The sequence below is a fragment of the Thermophilibacter immobilis genome, assembly GCF_015277515.1.
GTDB classification, from domain to species: Bacteria; Actinomycetota; Coriobacteriia; order Coriobacteriales; family Atopobiaceae; genus Thermophilibacter; species Thermophilibacter immobilis.
This window is the reverse complement of sequence record NZ_CP063767.1, coordinates 1970726-1990664: the sequence shown is the minus strand read 5'-3', so window position 1 is coordinate 1990664 and position 19939 is coordinate 1970726. Positions and strand designations below refer to the sequence as shown.

Sequence of the window (19939 nt, the reverse complement as noted above, 5' to 3'; positions counted from 1 at the left end):
TTGCCCGCTTATCGCGGTGGGCTCTCATTGCTCGTTCGTCCGGGGGCGCGGGGATCTTCTCGCCCTCGGGGCTTTTCCGGGCTGAGCTATCATGAGACGTCTTAGAAGGCTCTTGAGAGGCGAGCGACACGTATGTCGACAGGCCCAAGCTGCGGCGAATTTACCTTTTCGTGCGTCGATGGCCTAAAGTGCAGGAGACGGACAGGGGAGACAAGATGGCAGCCATTGACACAGAGAGCCTAGACCCCGCAAAGACCGTGGTCGTGGCTACGGGCAACGCGCACAAGGTCACGGAGATCGAGGCCATGCTCTCAAAGGTTCTTCCGGGGGTGCGCTTTGTGGCCCTCGGTGAGCTTGGGGACTTCGAGGACCCCGTCGAGGACGGCGAGACCTTCTTTGACAATGCCCTCATCAAGGCACGAAACGCGCAGACTGTCACGGGACTGCCCTTGGCCGTGGCCGATGACTCCGGCCTGTGCGTGGACGCGCTCGATGGCGCCCCGGGCATCTTCTCGGCACGCTGGGCGGGCGCACATGGGAACGACGCCGCCAACAATGCCAAGCTCCTGTCCGAGCTCAAGGATGTCGCGGATGCCAAACGCACGGCGCACTTCCACTCGACGGTGGTCTTCGCGCGCACAGACGAGGTGCTGCGTGGAGACGGTGACTGTGAGGGTGCGATTGGTCACGAGGCCCGTGGCCAGTACGGCTTTGGCTACGATCCCCTGTTCCGACCCAGCGTGACTCCCGGTCGTGCCATGGCAGAGCTCACCCTTGACGAGAAGAACCGCATTTCTCACCGCTTTCATGCCCTCGAGGACCTGGTCTCCAAGCTCTAGGCGATTCTCCGCTCATGCTGCCTCGGGGTGCCTATCCTAACTCACGCGTCCGAGATGATCGTTCCTATAAAACTCGGCACCGATGGCCCGCGGACGCGCTATGGTGGTGCCGTGGGGCAGTGCGCCTCGCGATCTCCGTGGACGGGCAGGGGCCTCGACACGGTGAGTCCTTTTTGAGCTCTGTGCGACCTCGCCCTGGTGGTCGCCGTCACATTGGCCGCGGCTGATGGGGCCGCGAGGTGGGCGGACGATCGCTCGCCGCTGGACGAAGGGATGCACCATGAAGATTCTGCGCGCTAAGGACTATGCCGACATGAGCCGCAAGGCGGCCAACATCATATCGGCGCAGATCATACTCAGGCCCGACTGCGTGCTGGGGCTGGCAACGGGCTCGACGCCGGTGGGCACCTATCAGCAGCTCATCGAGTGGTACCAGAAGGGGGACCTCGACTTCGCACAGGTCTCGACCTACAACCTGGACGAGTATCGCGGGCTCTCCCACGACGACTCCCAGAGCTACCACCACTTCATGCGCGAGAACCTCTTCGACCACGTCAACATCGATGCGGCCCACACGCACGTGCCCGACGGCTCCAATCCCGACGCCGACGCCGCCTGCTCCGCCTATGATCAGGCGGTGGCTGCGGTCGGCTACCCTGACCTGCAGCTTCTGGGCATCGGCAACAATGGGCACATCGGCTTCAACGAGCCCGACGACCACTTCTCCAAGGGGACGCACTGCGTCGATTTGACCGAGTCGACCATCCAGGCCAACAGCCGCCTGTTCGCGCATGCCGACGACGTGCCCCGCCAGGCCTATACGATGGGAACGCAGACGATCATGGCCGCGCGTCAGATTCTGGTGATCGCGAGCGGCAAGAAGAAGGCGCAGGCCGTCTACGACATGTGCTACGGCCCGGTAACGCCCGCCTGTCCCGCCTCCATACTGCAGCTGCACACCAACTGCGTGGTGGTTGCTGACGAGGCCGCGCTGACGATGTGCCCGGCTGAGTAACCTCTCAAAGGGCGGAGGGACAACCCCCGTTCTCAAACAGCGCTTCGCGAACTGCGGGCGGGGGTTGTCCCTCCGCCCGCAGGGGCGTCTCTGGGCCGGGCGCGCAGCTGGCACGGCCTCGTCGGTGCCGACGGCCTTGGGGTGCAGCCTTACCCCTATTTAAAAACGCTCAATAAGAAAGAAATCGCTAGAGGACGACTAGGTCGTGGGGGTAGTGGTTGAGGATCTCGCAGCCGGTCTCGGTGACGATGAGAAGGTCCTCGATGCGGACGCCCATGTCGCCGGGGAGGTAGATACCCGGCTCGATCGAGAAGCACTGGCCGGGCTGCACGGGCTCGTCGTGGGAGGCCGAGACGTCGCCGGGCTCATGATCCACCAGGCCGATCTGGTGTCCCAGGCGGTGCGTGAAGTACGGTCCCCAGCCAGCGTCCTCGATGGTGCGGCGGGCGGTGAGGTCTATCTCGGCAAACGTTACCCCGGGGCGCACGATCTTCTCGGCGGCCTCGTTCGCGCGCCGCACGGTCTCGTAGACGGCACGCTGGTGATCGGTGGGCTCGGCGGTGAAGAAGGTGCGCGTCATGTCCGAGCAGTAGTCCTCTTGGCGGCAGCCCACGTCAAAGAGGACCACGTCACCCGGAACGAAGGCGGTGTCATCGGGCTCGTGGTGCGGGTCGGCCCCATGGTCGCCAAAGCTCACGATGGGCGAGAAAGAATGCCCCTCGGCCCCGAGCCGGCGGTACTCCCCGAGCAGGGCGTCGGCGATGGTGCGCTCGGTCACGCCGGGTGCGATCTGCTTGACGAGCCATGCCATGGCCTGGTCGTTGGTGGCCGAGGCGGCGCGCATGAGGTCCTGCTCGCGGGCATCCTTGATGGAGCGGGCACCGTCCACGGCATCCGAGGCAAGCACGAAGCCGGAGGCCGCGCCGGACTCCATGAGAGGCACGAGCCAGCGGGCCATGAGGGCCTTGTCCACCCCAAGAGGCTGTTCGCGCGTGCAGGTTTCGGTCACGAACGCCACGGGATCGTCGGTGTCAGAGAAGCTCACGATGCGCGCGCCACAGCCGGAAGGGTCGGGGAAGAGCTGGTTGGCAAAGAGCGTCGGCGCGCCCTGTGCGGGCACGTAAAGCGCAAGAAAGCGCTCGTAGGGCTCGGTGTAGTAGCCGCAGAGCCACTTGATGGAGATGGGATCGACCACGAGCATCTGTGCGAGGTCTCTCTTGCTCAGGTTCTCGCGCACGCGTGCGAGGCGCCTCTCGTCCATGGGCGCTCCTTTCTGCCGCAGGGCAACGTAGGGTTTCGTGGGCAGTGTATCACCGAGGTGCCTCAGCGCATGGTCTTGTCGTGTCAAGAGATTGCTGCAGATTGTGGCTAGCGTGATGGCAGCGTATGATTGAACTTCCTGTATTCTGGACTTTTTGCCCCTGGGGCGCATGGAGGTTTACATGGAGAACGACATTCCGCCCGTCAATCGGATTGACGAGATTCGAGACGAGCTCAGCGGGCTTGAGGGCAAGCGTTTGCGGGTCAAAGCCAACATGGGACGCTCGCGCATCATCGAGCGTACGGGAACGCTCGTGCACGCTCACCCTTCCCTCTTTGTCGTGGAGGTCGAGGAGCGCCGCGGGCGCACCGCGCGCCAGTCGTATCAGTACGTTGACGTTCTCACCGGTACCGTCGAGCTGTATGACGCGGAGACCGGCGAGCGGCTCTTTGACTTTATCGAGTCGGCTTCTGACTAGGCGTCGTGGCTAGCATGGCGCGCCGTGAGGTCGTCACCATACCCTGCAAGATCAACCTTCACCTGGGAATTCATGGCGAGAAGGACGCGCGTGGCTATCATCGCGTCGACTCCGTAATGGTGCCGGTAGCGCTCTTTGACACCGTGGTGGTCGAGGAGGCTCCCAGCCTGTGCGTGGCGCATGAGCCCGCGCTCGAGGTGCTCTCCGAGAAGACCACCGTGTGGAAGGCCACCACGCTTCTGGCCAAGGAGCTGGGCGTGGAGCCCGCCGTGCGCATCAGCGTGACGGCGCGCATTCCCGAGCGCGCGGGGTTGGGGGGCTCGTCTGCCGACGCGGGTGCCACCCTGCGCGCCCTTGCGCGGCTCTGGGGCGTGAACGCGCTCGACGCGCGCGTGGTCGGCGTGGCGCGGCGCGTGGGCGCGGACGTGGCCTTCTTCTTGCAGCCGGTGCCGTCTCTGTATCTGGGGGCGGGGGACGTGCTTGAGGAGGCATTTCCCTCTTTTGAGGCTCCCATCGCCTTGGTCATGCCCGCGACGAACGGCATCTCCACCCAGGCCGCCTACGACGAGTTCGACCGCATGGGGTCCGAGCCCATGGGCTACGAAGACCTCTGCGCAGCACTTCGCGCGAGCGACATGCGCGGCGCTGCGGCTCATCTCTACAACAACCTGGCACCTGCGGCGAGCAGTCTGTGCGGCGAGGTCGCGCGTGTGCAGGAGTGGCTGCATGACCAGCCGGGAGTGCGTGCGTCTCAGGTGACGGGCTCGGGCAGCTGCTCGTTTGCGCTCTGCGAGAACACGGAGGATGCCGAGCGGATTGCGCACGTCGCTGCGGAGGAATGCGGGTGGCGCGCGTGGGCAACAATGTCGGTTGGTTCGCCTGGTAAAATCTGCTAGACTTTCTGAGCTTCGGGTTGTGGCTCAGCTTGGTAGAGCGCTCGGTTCGGGACCGAGAGGTCGCTGGTTCGAATCCAGTCAACCCGACCACGAAAGCGCAGGTCGGAGGCCCTATGGCTTCCGACCTTTTTTGTTCGCTACTGCACTGAGTGACGCTTCGCTCCGGACGGTCCGTCTCTCATGGGACGGGCTCAAGATGCGATTGAACTTCTCCTCTATCTCCCAGGTCATGGGAGAGATGAAGGCCCATATCTGGGCCTTGTTGCGTGCGCAGAGATCGGCAAGGATAGGGCCTGGCCACACTTGCGCAGATATCTCGATAAGATTCGGGATGATGCGGCGCCTTTGCTCGTCACGAGCAGAGACCCCAGCGCCAACGTGGTCGTCATCAGCGCTCGTGACTACGACAACCTGATGGAGAACCTCCGCATTGCATTCAGTCCCTGTCTGCGCAATAGGCTCGAGCCTGGGCAAGCCGGATCCACTGCAGGGCAACTATGTGGGCATGTGGTCAAGGAGGATAGGCCAGGAGAACAGGCCTATTTCCTCAGTGACGGGCGACGAGCTGAGAGCTTACTCGGCCAAAGATCACTACGCCGAGAGATAGCCCCATCTTAGCCATCAGGTTTTCTACTGCTCGAAGAGCCGAGCGGCTCGGGCTCGACCATCCTCTTAGCGCTGCTGCAGGTGCTCGCGTGCTGCTCGGTCGTACCCCTCGGCCTTCTCGGCTTCTCCGCGGTTGCGATAGATCTGTGCCGCGATGTTCTCGTAGTAGCCGCGCTCGGGCCCCGTGGCCTTCTCCATCGCGGCGAGCACCTCGTCAAGGTGCGCGTCTCCGTGCTCGGCGTAGGCGTCGTAGAGCCAGGCTGACCTGGTCTTGAGAGCGTCGCTACCCTTGAGGGCCTCGATGACCTCGAGCCAGGTCTTTGCCGTGGGATAGTCGTCTCGGTTCATGTAATAGCTAAAGGCGAGGTTGGCAGCGGCGGCGCGTTGGCGCTCTACGAGGCTCGATACGTTCATCTCGCGCAGAATCTTGCTTGCGCGTCTCTCGTCATCCTTGGCGATGGCCCCCTCCAGGCGCATGTAGCTTGCGTTGAAGCGTGGGAAGAGGCCTAGGTTTTCGTTCTTGTCGATAAGGGACTCGTAGGTCGCAAAATCCTTCTTGAGCAGGGCCTTGGTGAGCTCGGAGAGCGCCTCGTTCGTCTGCTTCTTGCGCTTGCGGGCCTTCCACGCGTCGACAGATATAAAGAGGAGCGCAAGCAGAATCGTGACCAAGAGAGGGATGTTCATGGGAAGCTCCAGACTCGTCGTCGCCTAGAAAGAGGATAGGACATCGGGCTCACGCCTGCCGAGGCGCTGTCGACCCTTTGGGGATACTGCGATAGGCTGATTGCCTAGTCGACCGTCTAGGTCCTTGGAGGTGTCCCGTGAGGTCATACGAGTCCGGCGACGAGCTTGCCGACGAGATAGAAAAGCGCGCACGACTGTTCATCACAGAGTTCACGGACGTCCCCGCTGATTGTTGGGGCGTTCTTGTTGAAGGTGTAGACCGAACTCCTCGTCAGATGATCGCCTACCAGCTGGGTTGGATGGAACTGCTGCTCGGTTGGGAGCGCGATGAGCGGTCTGGTAGCGCGGTTGTAACTCCCGCCCCGGGCTTTACCTGGGGTCGTCTGGGCAAGCTCTATGAGTCCTTTTATGCAAGATGGGAGGACGCCCCGCCTACGAAGCTAGCCGAGGCGTTTGACCAGGGCGTCGATGCCGTGTGCGCTTGGGTACGCTCCCTCTCAGAGGACGAGCTGTTCGGAGAGGAGCAGCGCGCGTGGGCGGCGTCCACTCCCTCAGCGTGGCCGGTGTGGAAGTGGATTCATATCAACACGGTCGCTCCGTTCACGACGTTTCGCACCAAGATCAGAAAGTGGAAGAGGCTGGCAGACGCTGGGTAAAGCGGGGGGGGCTCTCAGCGGGTTCGCGGCTACTCCAACGGCCCTTCTCGGCGTACGGTCCGCAGCAGGTGGCGGGGCACGGCGTGAAACGCGCATGAGCCCAAGACGCTCCCGGCGGCGCGCTTGGCCTCGTCGCTGGCACCTCGGGTGGCATAGGCGTGCTCGAAGCGCGAGAGCATCGCCAGGTCGTTGCCACCGTCCCCATAGACGGCGACCTCGTCCTCGCCTACGTCAAGATGGCGCGCAAGCCAGGCGACGGCCGAGCCCTTGTTCACGCTCGCATCGGTGAGCTCGAAGAGGTCGCCGTCAAAGGAGGCGTTCGTAATTGTGCTCGCATGATCGGCGACAAAGGCGTCGAGCTCACGCCTGAGCCCCGGGTCCTTCTCGCGCACGTTGACCTTGCAGACGTCCTTTCTCAGGATGTCCGAGGCTGTCCGATCGAAGTGAAACTCGCCGCTTTGCGCGTTGCGCTGCATTCGTCGTTTGATGAGAACGCCCACGAGCCCGCGCGGCATGAGGTAGCCGGAGGCGAGCTGCTCCTGGCTTCCCCTCACGTAGGTTCCGTCAAGCGCGATGCAGCTTGCGCAGACGGTGGGAAAGCAGGAGAGAAGTTCTTCGAGCGTTGCCGGGTCAAGGGGAGCATGACGTAGGAGCTGCCCACGCGGGCCCAGGATGAGGGCCCCGTTTGCGCAGACGACGTCAAGGGGAAGCGAGCCAAAGCCAAGATCGGCGGTCGAGCGTACGCAGCGTCCCGTGGCCAGCGCGACGTGGCGACCCGCCCGGAGCGTGCGATCAAGGGCCGCGCGTATGGTCCCGTCAACCTCGTGCAGGGCGTTGAAGAGCGTTCCGTCAAGGTCGCTTGCAAAGAGCTTTATCAGGCTGCTCGCCTCCCGTCGCGCCTTGTCGCCGTTGCGGACGGCGTCAGTATAGCCCGAGCGCGATTCGAGCTTCTGATGCCGCATCCTAGGGACTCTGACTTTTGTGAGAGCGGAGTTCTTCCGCTTGAATATCTCAATTAATCTACCTGTGTTCATATGAATAGAAATGAATAAAACCGAAGCTGGCTCTTACAAAAGTCAGAATTTGCCGGGGGAGGAGTGGGGCAGTGGCAGCAGGGACGGTGGTGCGTGATGCCCATGCAACCCGTGCATGCTAAGCAGTCAAAGGTTCGATGTTTTCCTTGGTTGCAACCAGCTTCTCAAGTAGCGCGGCCTACCGCTTACCTCTTGACTGGGCCCGTCCGCGCAGGCAAGGGCCTACCATAATGTGCGCTTCAGACCAAGATGCGACCTAAGGAGAACAAAATGGTGGCTACCGCGGCATCCGGGGGCATGAAGAAGGAGCTCACTCTCTTCAACTTCTTCACCATTGGATTTGGTGCCATCATCGGGACCGGGTGGGTCCTGCTCGTGGGCGACTGGATGATCTTGGGCGGCGGTCCCGTTCCTGCCATGATTGCGTTTGCGATAGGAGCTCTCTTCCTCGTCCCCATCGGCATGTGCTTCGGCGAGCTCACGGCGGCCATTCCCATTTCGGGCGGCATCATCGAGTACGTAGAGCGCACCTTTGGTCGCAAGATGGGGTTCTTCACGGGATGGATGCTGCTTTTGGGCAACGCTCCCCTGTGCCCTTGGGAGGCCATCGCCATCTCCACTCTGCTTACTGACCGATTCGCCGAGTTTTCCGCCCTTGCGTGGCTGCGCTCGGTGAAGCTCTACACGCTTCTGGGGGCAGACGTCTACCTCTGGCCTACCGTTATCGCGCTGGCCTTTGCGATTCTCGTCATCTTTCTCAACTTCAGGGGCGCGGGCGCGGCTGCCAAACTGTCGAGCTTTCTTACTAAGGCCCTTCTTGCCGGCATGGTGCTCGCCATGGTTGTCTCGTTCATGACCGGCTCGCCCCAGAATGCGCTGCCCGTGTTCTCGCGAGTTGCGGAGGGGGCAGGCGGGAGCTCGACTGAGGCCACGAGTCTTCTGGGTGGCATCGTCGCAGTGCTTGTCATGACCCCGTTCTTCTATGCGGGATTTGACACGATCCCTCAGCAGGCCGAAGAGGCGTCCGAGAACATCGACTGGAAGAAGTTCGGGCTCGTGCCGGCCATTGCACTTCTGGCCTCAGGGGTCTTCTACCTCGTGTGCATCTACTCGTTTGGCACGATCGTCGACTGGCACGAGTTCGTCCAGTCCTCCGTTCCCGCTCTGGCCGTCCTCGAGCGCATCAGCCTGTTCTTCTACGTTGCGATGCTCATCATCGCTACCCTGGGGCCCCTAGGTCCGATGAACTCGTTTTTTGGCGCGTCGAGCCGACTCATGCTGGCCATGGGGCGCAAGCAGATGCTGCCGATGTCCTTTGGCGAGATCGACCCCAGAACGGGCACGCCCAAAAAGGCGCTCGTCGTGATGGGCGTGCTCACGCTTGTGGGTCCGTTTCTGGGTCGCAACATGCTCGTCCCGCTTACCAACGTGGCCTCGCTCGGATTCATCTTCGCGTGCACGATGGCGGGATTCGCCTGTCTCAAGCTGCGTCGCACTGAGCCGAACCTGTCGCGACCCTACAAGGTCAACGGCGGGAAGGCAGGCATGGTGTGCGCCATTGTTGCCGGTCTCACCATCATCGCCCTCATGGTCGTTCCGATAAGCCCGGCGGCGCTTTCGGGTGTGGAGTGGGCTATCACGGCCGCGTGGATTCTGGTGGGGGCGGTCGTTCTCATTGTTTTCGGAGGCGCTCGCGGGCGCGACAGAACACCAGCACCCGCCTCGGCATCCGCGGGGCAGGGGAGCAAAAGATAGCGGAAAGCTAGTTAGCAGGTTTGCGGCGAATGGAGGAAAGCATGGGTAAGTATGCATTTAGGGGTGGAACGCTGGTCGATGGCACCGGTGCGGCTCCGGTGACAGACAGCCTCGTCCTCGTTGACGACAAGAAGATCACCTACGCCGGCCTCGGCACCGAGGTGCCCGAGGGCTATGACGTCGTGGACACTACGGGCAAGACTGTGATGCCCGGCATCATCGATAGCCACCTGCACTTCTCGGGTAACCTGACCGATGATGATGACGACTGGGTCATCGAGTCCGTCCCGCAGAAGCAGGTCGTAGCCGTCAAGCAAGCCTATGATGCATTGACGCACGGCCTCACCACGGTCTGCGAGATCGGCCGCAACGGCATCGCCGTACGCGATGTGATCAACATGGGCATCATGAAGGGCCCACGCATCTTTGCTACCGGCCTCGGCTTCTGCCGCACCGCCGGTCACGGGGACTCGCATCGTCTGCCGCAGGACTACAACAAGGCCTCGCATCCCTGGGGCGATCAGGTCGACGGCCCGTGGGAGCTGCGTCGCGCTGTGCGTCGCCGCCTGCGCGAGAACCCCGATGCCATCAAGATCTGGGCCACCGGCGGCGGCATCTGGCGTTGGGACTCCGGCCGCGATCAGCACTACTGCTACGAGGAGATCAAGGCCGTCTGCGACGAAGCCGCGATGGTGGGCATCCCCGTGTGGTCGCACAGCTACAACTCGGTGAGCGCCGCCTATGACTCCGTGCGCGCCGGCTGTGAGCAGCTCATTCACGGCTTTGAGCTTGACGATAAGACCATGGATCTCATGACCGAGCAGGGTACCTTTTTTACGCCTACGATTGGTTTTCTGCCCACCTGGTATGCCACGTATCCTCCCGTCTACGTTCCCGAGATTCACGACAAGTTTCCCGGAGACACCGTCGTGGAGAAGGAGCTCCAGCGTACGTATGCCAATCTGCGCGAGGCCAATGATTGCGGCGTTACACTGACCATCGGCTCCGACTCGTTCTCCTTCGTCACGCCGTACGGCTACGTGACGATTGACGAGATGTATGACTTCGTGGATAAGGCCGGCATCCCCATCCTGGACACCATTAAGGCGGCCACGCTCAACGGCGCTCGAATGGTCCACAAGCAGGACGAGTTTGGCTCGCTCGAGGCCGGCAAGCTTGCCGACCTGCTCGTGGTTAAGGGTGACGTGGCTTCCAACATCCATGACCTCACGCCCGATAACATGGACGTCATCATGAAGGAGGGCGACGTCGTCGTGCGCGGTGCCCTGTAGGGTCAACGTTTTTGTCGACGCTGCTCTCTCTGGCGCCCCGTCGCACGCGCGACGGGGCGCTATCATGTCTCGCAACGACGTGTGGAAGGGACGGCGATGGACGCGAACGTGCGCAAGATTCAAGTGTTTGCCACCGCCGCTCGGCTGGGAAGCCTGACGCGCGCCGCCGAGGAGCTCGGATGCGCCCAGTCGACGGCGAGCCGCATGGTCTCGAGCCTCGAGGAGGACTGGGGCGCGCGCCTCTTCGAGCGTCGAGGGCCATCGCTTCGCCTCACGCAGGAAGGTGGCCAGCTGCTGCACGATGCTCGGAGCGTGTGCGAGGCGTACGAGGCGCTGGTCCGCCACGTGGGAGACCTTCGAGGCCTCGAGGCGGGAACCGTGAGCCTTGCCGCTCCCTCGAGCATCGTGTCCTGGAGGCTTGCGGAGCCGCTGGGACGTTTTCTGGCTGACCATCCGCTCCTTGAGGCAGACATCCACGAGTGCACCTACGGGGAGGCCGAGCACCTGATGCTTGACGGTAAGGTTGACCTGGCCTTTGTTCCTCGTGAGCTGGTCAAGTCGATCGGATGCGTTGCGTCGCTGTTCGACCGTGACGAGATCGTAATCGTGGCGCCGAAGGGATACTTTGCGGGCGAAATAGGCAGCATCCCCGTCGAGCGGCTCGTGGGCGGGCGCTTCATTGCCGACTCCGAGACGGCACCCCTTCTCCAGCGTGAACTTGAGAACCCCTGCGTACGCTTCGTGACCTCTGACATCACGGCTATCCTTGCCATGGTGGAGGCGGGCTTGGGCGTCTCTTTGCTGCCGAGCCTCGCGCTCGAGAGGACCGCGCTTGCCGTGGATGTCCGCCATCTTGCGGCCCCAGCCTACCGCAGCATCTATCTCGTGCATCGCACGCCGGACGAGCTCTCGCATGCCGCCTCCGCGTTTCTCGGCTACCTACCTAGATAGCGCGCTGACCTCACTGAATAGCGAGTTCCCGGCTCTCTCCGAATCGTGACTTTTGTGAGAGCCATCCTTTTTAGTATGCATATTGATGTTGCGGTATCAGACTATGAACAAGAGAAAGTGTATGTTCCTAGAGGCTGCTCTTACAAAAGTCAGGATTTTCTGAAGAGGAGCGGGGCAGCGGTGACGTGGCGGCGCGCTAGGCCCCTGCGCTTACACAAGGGCAGTTCCGCCCAGCTCGTAAAAAGCTCGTCACGTAGCTCGCACGTTCTTCTCTGCTGCAGAGCTGTCTTGCAGAGCACCTCTTGTCCAAGTTTGTCTGCCACAAGATGCGAGAGCGCGGCGAACCGCTCGGGACTCACAATCTGGCCGTGAGTGGCAAACTCAACGTCGATGCCCATGAGCTCGAGCGCGTCGGCTCGGTCGGCATCGGAGAGCGTGGACGTTCTGCCCGAGTGAAATCGGGCGCTGTGACATTCAAGATCGAGTCTGCCCCAGAAGAGGTCGCAGAAGCAGCTTGACCTTCGAGCGATGAGACGCGCCTCAGGGGAGAGCACGATTCTCTGGTTGTGCACAAATCTCGCGTACCCCTCCCCACCTCGGCAGGTCGGAAGTCCCAGAAGCATGCCGCTGCGCACCTCCAAAGGTGAGGCCGCACGAGGCACGGTGAGTTTGAGAGCTTCGATGAGCCGTGCTCGCCCGCGGGAGGCTGAGCTGGCGCTCAGATCCCCCAATGCCTTCGGTATCTTTAGCAGTGCAGGGCGTGACCAGAGATCGGTGAGCTGCCCGTTTTCATCGAGTGCGGGCCTCCACCCGCCCAGCAGGGAGAGGCGGCCCTCATCGCAGAGCTCTTGGAGTAAGGCCGCAAGGGGCGAAGGAGGCTCATAGACGGAGAAGGTTCCGCAGAGCTCGGAGGCAAGCATGACCGTTCGCGTGAGCGTTGAGCGGGCGGCGAGCTGCTGCAGGGTCAACAGGGGTGACGTGACAAGGAGACCCGGCGAGACTCTTCGCGTGGAGCCCGCTACCAAAGGGGCACTCCAGAGCCGTGGGCGGCAGAGCACGGAAGGTCGCCTCTCGTCTGGGGAGGATACGAGCAAGTCAACGGGCACCGTGACGCTGGGGCCAACAAGCCTGTTCTCCTCAAGAAGGGCGGAGGTCTCCGCTCCGTAGTGTGCACTTCTCGGTAACGGGAAGCGCGCTCCCATTTCCTCCAACTCGGTGCGCAGTCGAGAAAGACGGGGGTCCATCAAACTACGCAGCAGCCCATCGTCCTCGGGCGCGCCGGCCAGAAGACGAACCACTGGCGGGGTACGCCAGTAAAGAAGTGCCGATATGTCGCAGATAATGAGCTCCATGCCATGAGGCTAGCCGCTCCGTGCGCCCGCGCAAGCGGCATCTGTGGGGTGCCACGCCGACATGCCGTGACTTTTGTAAGAGCGGAACGCGATTTTATTCAATAAGAATTAGATATTAGCAGGTAGATTAGAATCGTTATTCATTTCTAGGAGGACAGTTTTTACAAAAGTCAGAAAAGACCGCTCGCGTCAGGTTGGGGACAGGTTCGTAAACGGTCGCTACTTCACCACGACGGCGTCGGTGGGCAGGATGGCCTCGGCGCTGGTGGCAACGAACGTGTTGTTGCCGGGCTTCTCGGGCTCGTCGGGCCACTCGGGAACGTAGCAGACGTGCGCGAACTCGCGGCCAAACGCCTCCGCGACCTCGCGCAGCGCACGCGAGCGTCGCCCCGAGGTGGCACAGCGAACGTTTGCCAGGTAGACGCCGTCCTTACCCAGATGCTCGCGCACCACGCGCGCACCCTCGGCGCTGCTCAACGGCCCCAGCGGGCGCTTGCCCGAGAAGGCGTCGTTCACGATCACGTCGTAGGGCTCTCCGGCGGCGCGCAGAAAGCCCCAGGCGTCACCGTTGAAGAGGTTGAGCCTCCCTTCGCGGGCGGCCCCCGTCTGCTCGAGGCACTCGTCCAGGAAGAACGACTCCCGCGCGACTCGGGTGATAGCGGGGTCCACCTCAACCACGTCCGTGCGCGTGCGGCGCACGTGGGCGGCCAGGTACTTGGGCAGCGAGTAGCCGCCCCCGCCCATGACCAGCACGCGCGGGGATCCCCCGAGTCCCTCTATGACCTCGGCCATCGAGCGGTGATAGACGCAGGCGAGCTCGAAGCGCAGGTCCTCGGGCACGTAGGAGACGGACTGGAACGTGCCGTTCACGTTGAGCAGGCGCACGGGGGTCCCGTCGGCGTTCTCGGAGTCAAAGACCAGAGTGAGTCCGAACTTGGTGCGACTCATGGTCACGCCGCGTCGCGCGAGCAGCCACGGCAGCAGGGCGACGATGAGCGTGAGCATGGCGGTCACCACGAGGGCGACGATGAGCAGAGTCTTCAAGGGGCCTCCCGAAAGCGGCGACGACAAAAAAGCAACGGCAAAGACACGTTTAGGGATTGTGAGTAGCCAACAACCTCGGCTATACTAACTGATGCCGCATCGGGCCCAGGGCCCGCGCCCAAACAACGCATTGGAAGGACACTTCATTATGATTCTTGGCATGGGACCTCTTGAATTGATTCTTATTCTCGTTGCCGTCCTGCTCATCTTCGGGCCCAAGAACCTTCCCAAGATCGGCAGCGCGCTGGGAAAGACCGTGAAGAACGTGCGCGAGGGGATGGACGAGGGCAAGGACGACGAGAAGTCCGAACCCGACGCGTCCGCGGATGACTCCGTCGAGGTCATCGCTGACGAGGACGACGCCGACGCCCCTGTCGAGGGCGCTCCTGCCGAGGGCGGTCAGTTCTGCCCCAAGTGCGGCGCCCACAACGCCGCCGGCGCTGGTTTCTGCGCCAAGTGCGGTGCCAAGCTCGGCTCCGACGAGTAACACGTGGCACCCAGCGCACGTCGTGGTGACCAGGCAGCATAATTGCAGATAGAGCTAGCAACAAGTAGAGGGCAGGCTATGGACGCAACCAAGAAGATCGAGCTCACCGCAGAGGGTCGCCAGCGCCTTGTTGACGAGCTTGCCTACCGTGAGGGCGAGAAGCACGACGAGATCGTCGAGCGCATCAAGGAGGCGCGTGGCTTCGGCGACCTCTCCGAGAACTCCGAGTACGACGCGGCCAAGGAGGAGCAGTCCCACAACGAGTCGCGCGTCTCCGAGATTCGCCAGATTCTCTCGGTGGCCACCGTCGTCGAGAGCGGCGCCCGCCGCACCCTCGAGGTCTCGATCGGCACCACGGTCGAGCTCAAGGACGAGAAGGACAAGAAGTCCACGTTCACGCTCGTGGGTACGACCGAGACCAACTCCCTGGAGCACAAGATCTCGAGCGAGTCTCCCGTGGGCAGCGCGCTGGTGGGCCACAAGAAGGGCGATGAGGTAGAGGTCGTCTCTCCCTCGGGCGCGTCCAGGACGTACACCATCACGGGAATCACCCGCTAGAGCGTAGACTTCCCGAGCACAAGACAGCGAGGCGCCCCGTGTCTGCACCGCAGGTACGGGGCGCGCCTATGAGATGACAGGAGAGAAGATGGCCAGCGAGACCACCCCGAGCACCATCAACGACGAGCGAGCCATCCGCCGCGGACGCCGACAGGCCCTTATCGACGCAGGCATCGAGCCCTATCCGGCGCACTCCACCGTGGACGCTCACGCGGCCGACCTCGAGGAGCGCTATGCCGACCTCGCCGACAGCGCCTCCACCGAGGACACCTACTGCGTGGCGGGGCGCATCCGCGCCTTTCGCAAGCAGGGCAAGGTGGCCTTCATCGTGCTCGAGGACGTCTCCGGCTCCATCCAGCTCTTCTGTCGCGTGAACACGCTCGAAGCCAGCGGATGGGACCTCCTGTCCCAGCTTGACCTGGGCGACATCATCGGCGCCACGGGCACCATCATGCGCACGCGCCGCGGGCAGCTGTCCGTCTCGCCCACCGCGATCGAGCTTCTGTCCAAGTCTCTGCGCCCGCTTCCCGAGAAGTTCCACGGCCTCACCGACCGCGAGGTCCGCTACCGTCAGCGCTACGTCGACCTCATCATGAACCCCGAGGTCCGAGAGGTCTTCCGCAAGCGCTCACGGATCGTCTCGACCATCCGCCGCCACATGGAGGAGTGGGGCTACCTGGAGGTCGAGACCCCCATCCTGCACGACATCCTGGGCGGAGCCAACGCCAAGCCCTTCACCACCCACTACAACGCGCTTAACACGGACTGCTACCTGCGCATCGCCACCGAGCTGCCGCTCAAGCGCCTCATCGTGGGCGGTCTGGAGCGCGTCTTCGAGCTCGGGCGCCAGTTCAGAAACGAGGGCATGGACCTCACGCACAACCCCGAGTTCACCACCATGGAGGCCTACTGCGCCTACTCAGACCTCGACGGCATGAAGGAGCTCTCCCAGAGCCTCTTTCAGACCATCGCGCGCGAGGTCTGCGGCTGCAAGGAGGGTCGCGAGCGCCTGAGCTATCAGGGAGCTGAGGTGGACCTCTCCGGAACCTGGCGCTCGGCCACCCTGTCCGAGATTGCCTCCGAGGTCACGGGCGAGAAGCTTAGCATGGGCACCCCCGTCGAGCACCTGCGCGAGGTCTGCACGACGCACGGCATCGAGTGGGCCCCCTCCTGGGGCGCGGGCAAGCTCCTCTTCGAGCTCTACGATGAGCTTGGCGAGAAGACCCTGGTCGACCCCACCTTCGTCTGCGACTATCCGGCCGAGGTGTCGCCCCTGGCCAAGCGCAAGCCCGACGACCCCCGCCTCACCGACCGCTTCGAGCTTGTCATCTGCGGCCACGAGTATGCCAACGCCTTCTCTGAGCTCAATGACCCCGTGGACCAGGAGGGGCGCTTCGCCGCGCAGATGGAGGCCAAGCGCGAGGGCGACGAGGAGGCCATGGGCTACGACACCGACTACATCCGTGCCCTCGAGTACGGCATGCCCCCCGCCGGCGGCATAGGCTACGGCATCGACCGGATGATCATGCTCTTCTGCGACCAGCCCTCCATCCGCGACGTCCTGCTCTTCCCGCAGCTGCGTCCCGAGGGGGGCAGGGCTCAGGCAGCCCCTGCGTCCGAAGCCGTCCAGCTGCGGAGCGGCCTCACGCGCGAGCAGGCGTTCGAGCTGCTCAAGCGCTACAACAAGGACCCCTTCCACATCCAGCACGGCGAAACCCTCGAGGGCCTCATGCGCTACTACGCCCAGAAGTACGACCCTGCCAACGTCGAGTTCTGGGGCCAGGTGGGCCTTCTCCACGATCTGGACTGGGAGCAGTTCAGGGACGAGGTGAGCCACACCGTCAAGGGAGCTGAGCTCCTCGCCGAGGCGGGCGGCACCACCGAGCTCTCGCATGCGATTCAGACGCACAACTCCGACAACAATCCCGACCTCCCCAAGCCGGAGCACAAGATGGAGCGCGTGCTCTTTGCGGTCGACGAGCTCTCCGGCCTCATCCAGGCCGCCGTGCTCATGCGGCCGAGCAAGTCCGTCATGGACTTCGAGGTGAAGTCGCTCAAGAAGAAGTTCAAGGACAAGCGCTTCGCCGCCGGGTGCGACCGCGACGTCATCCGCAAGGGCGCCGAGCTCAACAACATGGAGCTCGACGAGCTCTTTGCCTCCGTGATAGAGGCCATGAGGGCCATCGCGCCCGACCGCGACACCTTTGGTGCGGACGGGGCCGCCCGGTAGCCCGTGGCCCGGAACAGCCTGGCGTGGCGCGGTCTCATGCCTTCGCCACGCCCTCCCCATGCCCGCGTTTGTCGGCGTGCCCTTCTGGGTACATCTTACTGATGCGATTACTGACATGGGGAGGGAAGTACCCATATGTTTGAGAAGTTCACCGACAAGGCCAAGAAGGTCATGAGTCTCGCCCAGGACGAGGCCCGGGGCCTGGGCCAGATGTACGTGGGCACGGAGCACCTGCTCCTGGCCCTTATCAAGGAGGGCGAGGGCGTCGCCGCCCAGGCTCTCGCCAAGCTCGACGTCAACTACGACGAGACCCTGGCCACCGTGAAGGGGCTCACCTCGAGCGAGGCCGAGCCCGCTCCTGGCGGCCACATCCCCTTCACGCCGCGCGCCAAGCGCGTGCTCGAGGGCGCCTATCGCGAGACCATGACCCACGGCCAGACCTACATCGCCACCGAGCACCTGCTTCTGGGCATCGTCGCCGAGGGCAACGGTCGCGCCATGGACGCCTTGCGTCAGATGGGCGTCTCCGGCGACGCGGTGCGCAATGCCGTCGACGCGCTCGCGTCCTCGCAGCCCGAGGGGGCCTCGTCCGGTCCCGCCCCGGCGGACGTGCGCATGGGCGGCTTCATGGGAGGCCCCTCCCCGCAGTCGTCCTCCGACGAGGGCTCTATGCTCGAGCAGTACGGGCGCAACCTCACCAAGCTCGCTGCCGACGGCAAGCTCGACCCCGTCATCGGCCGTGACCGTGAGATAGAGCGCGTCATGCAGGTCCTCGCGCGCCGCCAGAAGAACAACCCGCTCATCCTGGGCGACCCGGGCGTGGGCAAGACGGCCATCGTCGAGGGCCTCGCGCAGCTCATTGCCTCCGGCAACGTGCCGGACATCCTACGCGGCAAGCAGATCTGGACGCTCGACCTGGCCTCGCTCGTGGCGGGCTCCAAGTACCGCGGCGAGTTCGAGGACCGCATGAAGAAGGTCATCAAGGAGCTCGAGAAATCCCAGGAGGATATCCTGTTCATCGACGAGATCCATACCGTCATCGGCGCGGGTTCCGCCGAGGGCTCCATCGACGCCGCCTCGATCCTGAAGCCGCCCCTGTCGCGCGGCGAGATTCAGGTCATCGGCGCCACGACCGCCGAGGAGTATCGCAAGCACATCGAGAAGGACTCCGCCTTCGAGCGGCGCTTCCAGCCCGTCAACATCGGCGAGCCCTCTCCCGAGGACACCATCAAGATCATCGAGGGGCTCAAGGACCGCTACGAGAAGCACCATCACGTCCACTACACCGAGGCTGCGCTCAAGGCGTCGGTGACCCTCTCCAGCCGCTACGTGCAGGACCGCTTCCTGCCCGACAAGGCCATCGATGTGCTCGACGAGGCAGGCGCGCGCACGCGCGTCCACAAGATGGCCCTGCCCCCCGAGATCGCCCAGGTCGACGCCGACCTGGCCCGCGTGCGCGACGAGAAGTCCGCTGCCGCGGCCGCCCAGGAGTTCGAGCAGGCCGCGCGCCTGCGCGACCAGGAGAAGGAGCTCACGGCTCGTCGCGACGAGCTGGAGAGCGGCTGGCGCGAGGAGCTCGCGGCCAACGTCGTGACCGTGGACGAGGATGACATCGCCGACGTGGTCTCCAGCATCACGGGCGTGCCCGTCTCCAGCCTGACCGAGGCAGAGGCCTCCAAGCTCCTGCGCTGCGAGGACGTGCTCCACGAGCGCGTCATCGGTCAGGACGAGGCCGTCACCAAGGTCGCCAAGGCCATCCGGCGCAGCCGCTCGCCGCTCAAGGACCCCCGCCGCCCCGGTGGCTCGTTCATCTTCCTGGGCCCCTCGGGCGTGGGCAAGACCGAGCTCGCCAAGGCGCTCGCGGAGTTCCTCTTTGGCTCCGAGGACGCGCTCATCTCGTTTGACATGTCCGAGTTCATGGAGAAGCACACCGTCTCCAAGCTCGTCGGCGCGCCCCCGGGATACGTGGGCTATGACGAGGGCGGCGAGCTCACCAAGGCTGTCCGTCGCCGTCCGTACTCCGTCGTCCTGTTCGACGAGGTCGAGAAGGCCCACCCGGACGTCTTCAACGTGCTCCTGCAGATTCTCGAGGAGGGCCGGCTCACCGACGGCCAGGGTCGCCACGTGGACTTCTCCAACACGGTCATCATCATGACCTCCAACATCGGCGCGCGCGACATCGCCCAGACCACCACAATGGGCTTCTCGGCCCAGGGCGCGTCCGGCCTGTCCGACAAGGAGATCACGAGTCGCGTGACGGCCGAGCTCAAGAAGCACTTCCGCCCGGAGTTCCTAAACCGCGTGGACGAGGTCGTGGTCTTCAAGTCCCTGACTGCCGGGCAGCTGCGGGGCATCGTGGAGCTCATGGTGTCCGACCTGCGCGAGCGTCTCATCGCCCAGGGGATGTCCATCGAGCTCACGGACGCCGCGCGCGCCCTGGTGGCCAGGGAGGGCGCAGACCCGGTCTACGGTGCGCGCCCCCTGCGCCGCGCGATTCAGACGCTCATCGAGGACCCGCTCTCCGAGGAGCTTCTGCAGGGCAGGTGGCACAGCGGCGACATCATCAAGGTGGACGCCGTGGATGACGCGCTCACCTTCGAGAAGACGACGGGAACCATCCCCGAGCCGCGTCACCGCGAGCACCTCACGTCTCCGGACCTCTCGCGCCTGCCCGAGCCGCACGGCAGCGTTGCGAACACGGGAGGTCTCACCGCCTCTCAGGAGTAGCGCGCAGGAGTGTCGCTCAGCTCATGGCGTGCCTCCACGTGGCCGTGTCCCCTTCGGAGGGCGCGGCCGCTTTG

At 63.7% G+C, this 19939-nt stretch carries 18 protein-coding genes, 1 tRNA gene and 1 pseudogene; 15 read left to right on the top strand and 5 right to left on the bottom strand.

The features are described 5' to 3' along the window. Positions 1 to 215: 215 nt before the first annotated feature. Both rdgB and nagB read left to right on the top strand, forming a co-directional pair. Positions 216 to 839 carry an RdgB/HAM1 family non-canonical purine NTP pyrophosphatase gene (gene rdgB / locus INP52_RS09055; protein WP_194371069.1) on the top strand — a complete coding sequence of 208 codons (624 nt, stop codon included), beginning with the start codon at positions 216 to 218 and terminating at the stop codon, positions 837 to 839. Positions 840 to 1119: 280 nt separating this feature from the next. Next, complete coding sequence (gene nagB, locus INP52_RS09050) at positions 1120 to 1854, top strand: glucosamine-6-phosphate deaminase (RefSeq protein WP_194371068.1); 735 nt, start codon at positions 1120 to 1122, stop codon at positions 1852 to 1854. 187 nt (positions 1855 to 2041) lie between these two features. Here nagB and INP52_RS09045 read toward each other — a convergent pair whose 3' ends face one another. Further along, positions 2042 to 3115, bottom strand: coding sequence for a M24 family metallopeptidase (locus INP52_RS09045; protein WP_194371067.1), 1074 nt, complete (start codon positions 3113 to 3115; stop codon positions 2042 to 2044). A 181-nt stretch (positions 3116 to 3296) separates the two neighbouring features. On the opposite strand from INP52_RS09045, the gene INP52_RS09040 reads away from it, so the two are divergent. The 5 genes and pseudogenes from INP52_RS09040 (at position 3297) to INP52_RS10200 (ending at position 5096) form a co-directional block, all read left to right on the top strand. After that, positions 3297 to 3593, top strand: a complete 297-nt coding sequence (locus tag INP52_RS09040; protein WP_194371066.1) for a Veg family protein — start codon at positions 3297 to 3299, stop codon at positions 3591 to 3593. A gap of 14 nt (positions 3594 to 3607) precedes the next feature. After that, on the top strand, positions 3608 to 4489 hold the full coding sequence (locus INP52_RS09035; RefSeq protein ID WP_194371065.1) for a 4-(cytidine 5'-diphospho)-2-C-methyl-D-erythritol kinase: 882 nt from the start codon (positions 3608 to 3610) through the stop codon (positions 4487 to 4489). 13 nt (positions 4490 to 4502) lie between these two features. Next, positions 4503 to 4579 (top strand) — tRNA-Pro (locus tag INP52_RS09030). A 90-nt stretch (positions 4580 to 4669) separates the two neighbouring features. Beyond that, positions 4670 to 4861 (top strand): annotated as a pseudogene (locus tag INP52_RS10205) (hypothetical protein); the annotation flags it as partial. Between the two features lie 133 nt (positions 4862 to 4994). Further along, positions 4995 to 5096 (top strand): type II toxin-antitoxin system RelE/ParE family toxin, encoded by a 102-nt coding sequence (locus INP52_RS10200; protein ID WP_408647701.1) that lies wholly within the window; start codon positions 4995 to 4997, stop codon positions 5094 to 5096. Positions 5097 to 5161: 65 nt separating this feature from the next. Here INP52_RS10200 and INP52_RS09020 read toward each other — a convergent pair whose 3' ends face one another. Continuing rightward, on the bottom strand, positions 5162 to 5779 hold the full coding sequence (locus INP52_RS09020) for a hypothetical protein (protein ID WP_194371063.1): 618 nt from the start codon (positions 5777 to 5779) through the stop codon (positions 5162 to 5164). A 137-nt stretch (positions 5780 to 5916) separates the two neighbouring features. Here INP52_RS09020 and INP52_RS09015 point away from each other — a divergent pair, with 137 nt between their 5' ends. Beyond that, positions 5917 to 6435: a ClbS/DfsB family four-helix bundle protein gene (locus INP52_RS09015; protein ID WP_194371061.1), complete on the top strand. Its 519-nt coding sequence runs from the start codon at positions 5917 to 5919 to the stop codon at positions 6433 to 6435. Between the two features lie 29 nt (positions 6436 to 6464). Here the strand turns inward: INP52_RS09015 and INP52_RS09010 are convergent, their stop codons facing one another. Continuing rightward, positions 6465 to 7397 (bottom strand): HAD family hydrolase, encoded by a 933-nt coding sequence (locus INP52_RS09010; protein WP_228478330.1) that lies wholly within the window; start codon positions 7395 to 7397, stop codon positions 6465 to 6467. Positions 7398 to 7739: 342 nt separating this feature from the next. Between INP52_RS09010 and INP52_RS09005 the strand changes: the two genes are divergently transcribed. The 3 genes from INP52_RS09005 (at position 7740) to INP52_RS08995 (ending at position 11467) form a co-directional block, all read left to right on the top strand. Next, positions 7740 to 9224: an APC family permease gene (locus tag INP52_RS09005; RefSeq protein WP_194371059.1), complete on the top strand. Its 1485-nt coding sequence runs from the start codon at positions 7740 to 7742 to the stop codon at positions 9222 to 9224. A 41-nt stretch (positions 9225 to 9265) separates the two neighbouring features. Then, on the top strand, positions 9266 to 10516 hold the full coding sequence (locus INP52_RS09000) for a metal-dependent hydrolase family protein (RefSeq protein ID WP_194371057.1): 1251 nt from the start codon (positions 9266 to 9268) through the stop codon (positions 10514 to 10516). Between the two features lie 96 nt (positions 10517 to 10612). Beyond that, a complete protein-coding gene (locus INP52_RS08995; protein ID WP_194371055.1) occupies positions 10613 to 11467 on the top strand; it encodes a LysR family transcriptional regulator in 855 nt (284 codons plus the stop codon). Positions 11468 to 11616: 149 nt separating this feature from the next. On the opposite strand, the gene INP52_RS08990 is transcribed toward INP52_RS08995, so the two are convergent. Further along, on the bottom strand, positions 11617 to 12387 hold the full coding sequence (locus INP52_RS08990) for a hypothetical protein (RefSeq protein ID WP_194371053.1): 771 nt from the start codon (positions 12385 to 12387) through the stop codon (positions 11617 to 11619). A 651-nt stretch (positions 12388 to 13038) separates the two neighbouring features. After that, positions 13039 to 13863, bottom strand: coding sequence for a spermidine synthase (locus INP52_RS08985; protein WP_228478329.1), 825 nt, complete (start codon positions 13861 to 13863; stop codon positions 13039 to 13041). A gap of 148 nt (positions 13864 to 14011) precedes the next feature. Here INP52_RS08985 and INP52_RS08980 point away from each other — a divergent pair, with 148 nt between their 5' ends. The 4 genes from INP52_RS08980 to INP52_RS08965 all read left to right on the top strand — a co-directional run bounded on the left by INP52_RS08980 (position 14012) and on the right by INP52_RS08965 (position 19865). Then, a complete protein-coding gene (locus INP52_RS08980; protein WP_194371051.1) occupies positions 14012 to 14350 on the top strand; it encodes a Sec-independent protein translocase subunit TatA/TatB in 339 nt (112 codons plus the stop codon). A gap of 78 nt (positions 14351 to 14428) precedes the next feature. Beyond that, a complete protein-coding gene (gene greA / locus INP52_RS08975; RefSeq protein WP_194371049.1) occupies positions 14429 to 14908 on the top strand; it encodes a transcription elongation factor GreA in 480 nt (159 codons plus the stop codon). An 88-nt stretch (positions 14909 to 14996) separates the two neighbouring features. Then, positions 14997 to 17138: a lysine--tRNA ligase gene (gene lysS, locus INP52_RS08970; RefSeq protein ID WP_194371047.1), complete on the top strand. Its 2142-nt coding sequence runs from the start codon at positions 14997 to 14999 to the stop codon at positions 17136 to 17138. A gap of 135 nt (positions 17139 to 17273) precedes the next feature. Further along, positions 17274 to 19865: an ATP-dependent Clp protease ATP-binding subunit gene (locus tag INP52_RS08965; RefSeq protein ID WP_194371045.1), complete on the top strand. Its 2592-nt coding sequence runs from the start codon at positions 17274 to 17276 to the stop codon at positions 19863 to 19865. The last annotated feature ends 74 nt before the right edge of the window (positions 19866 to 19939 follow it).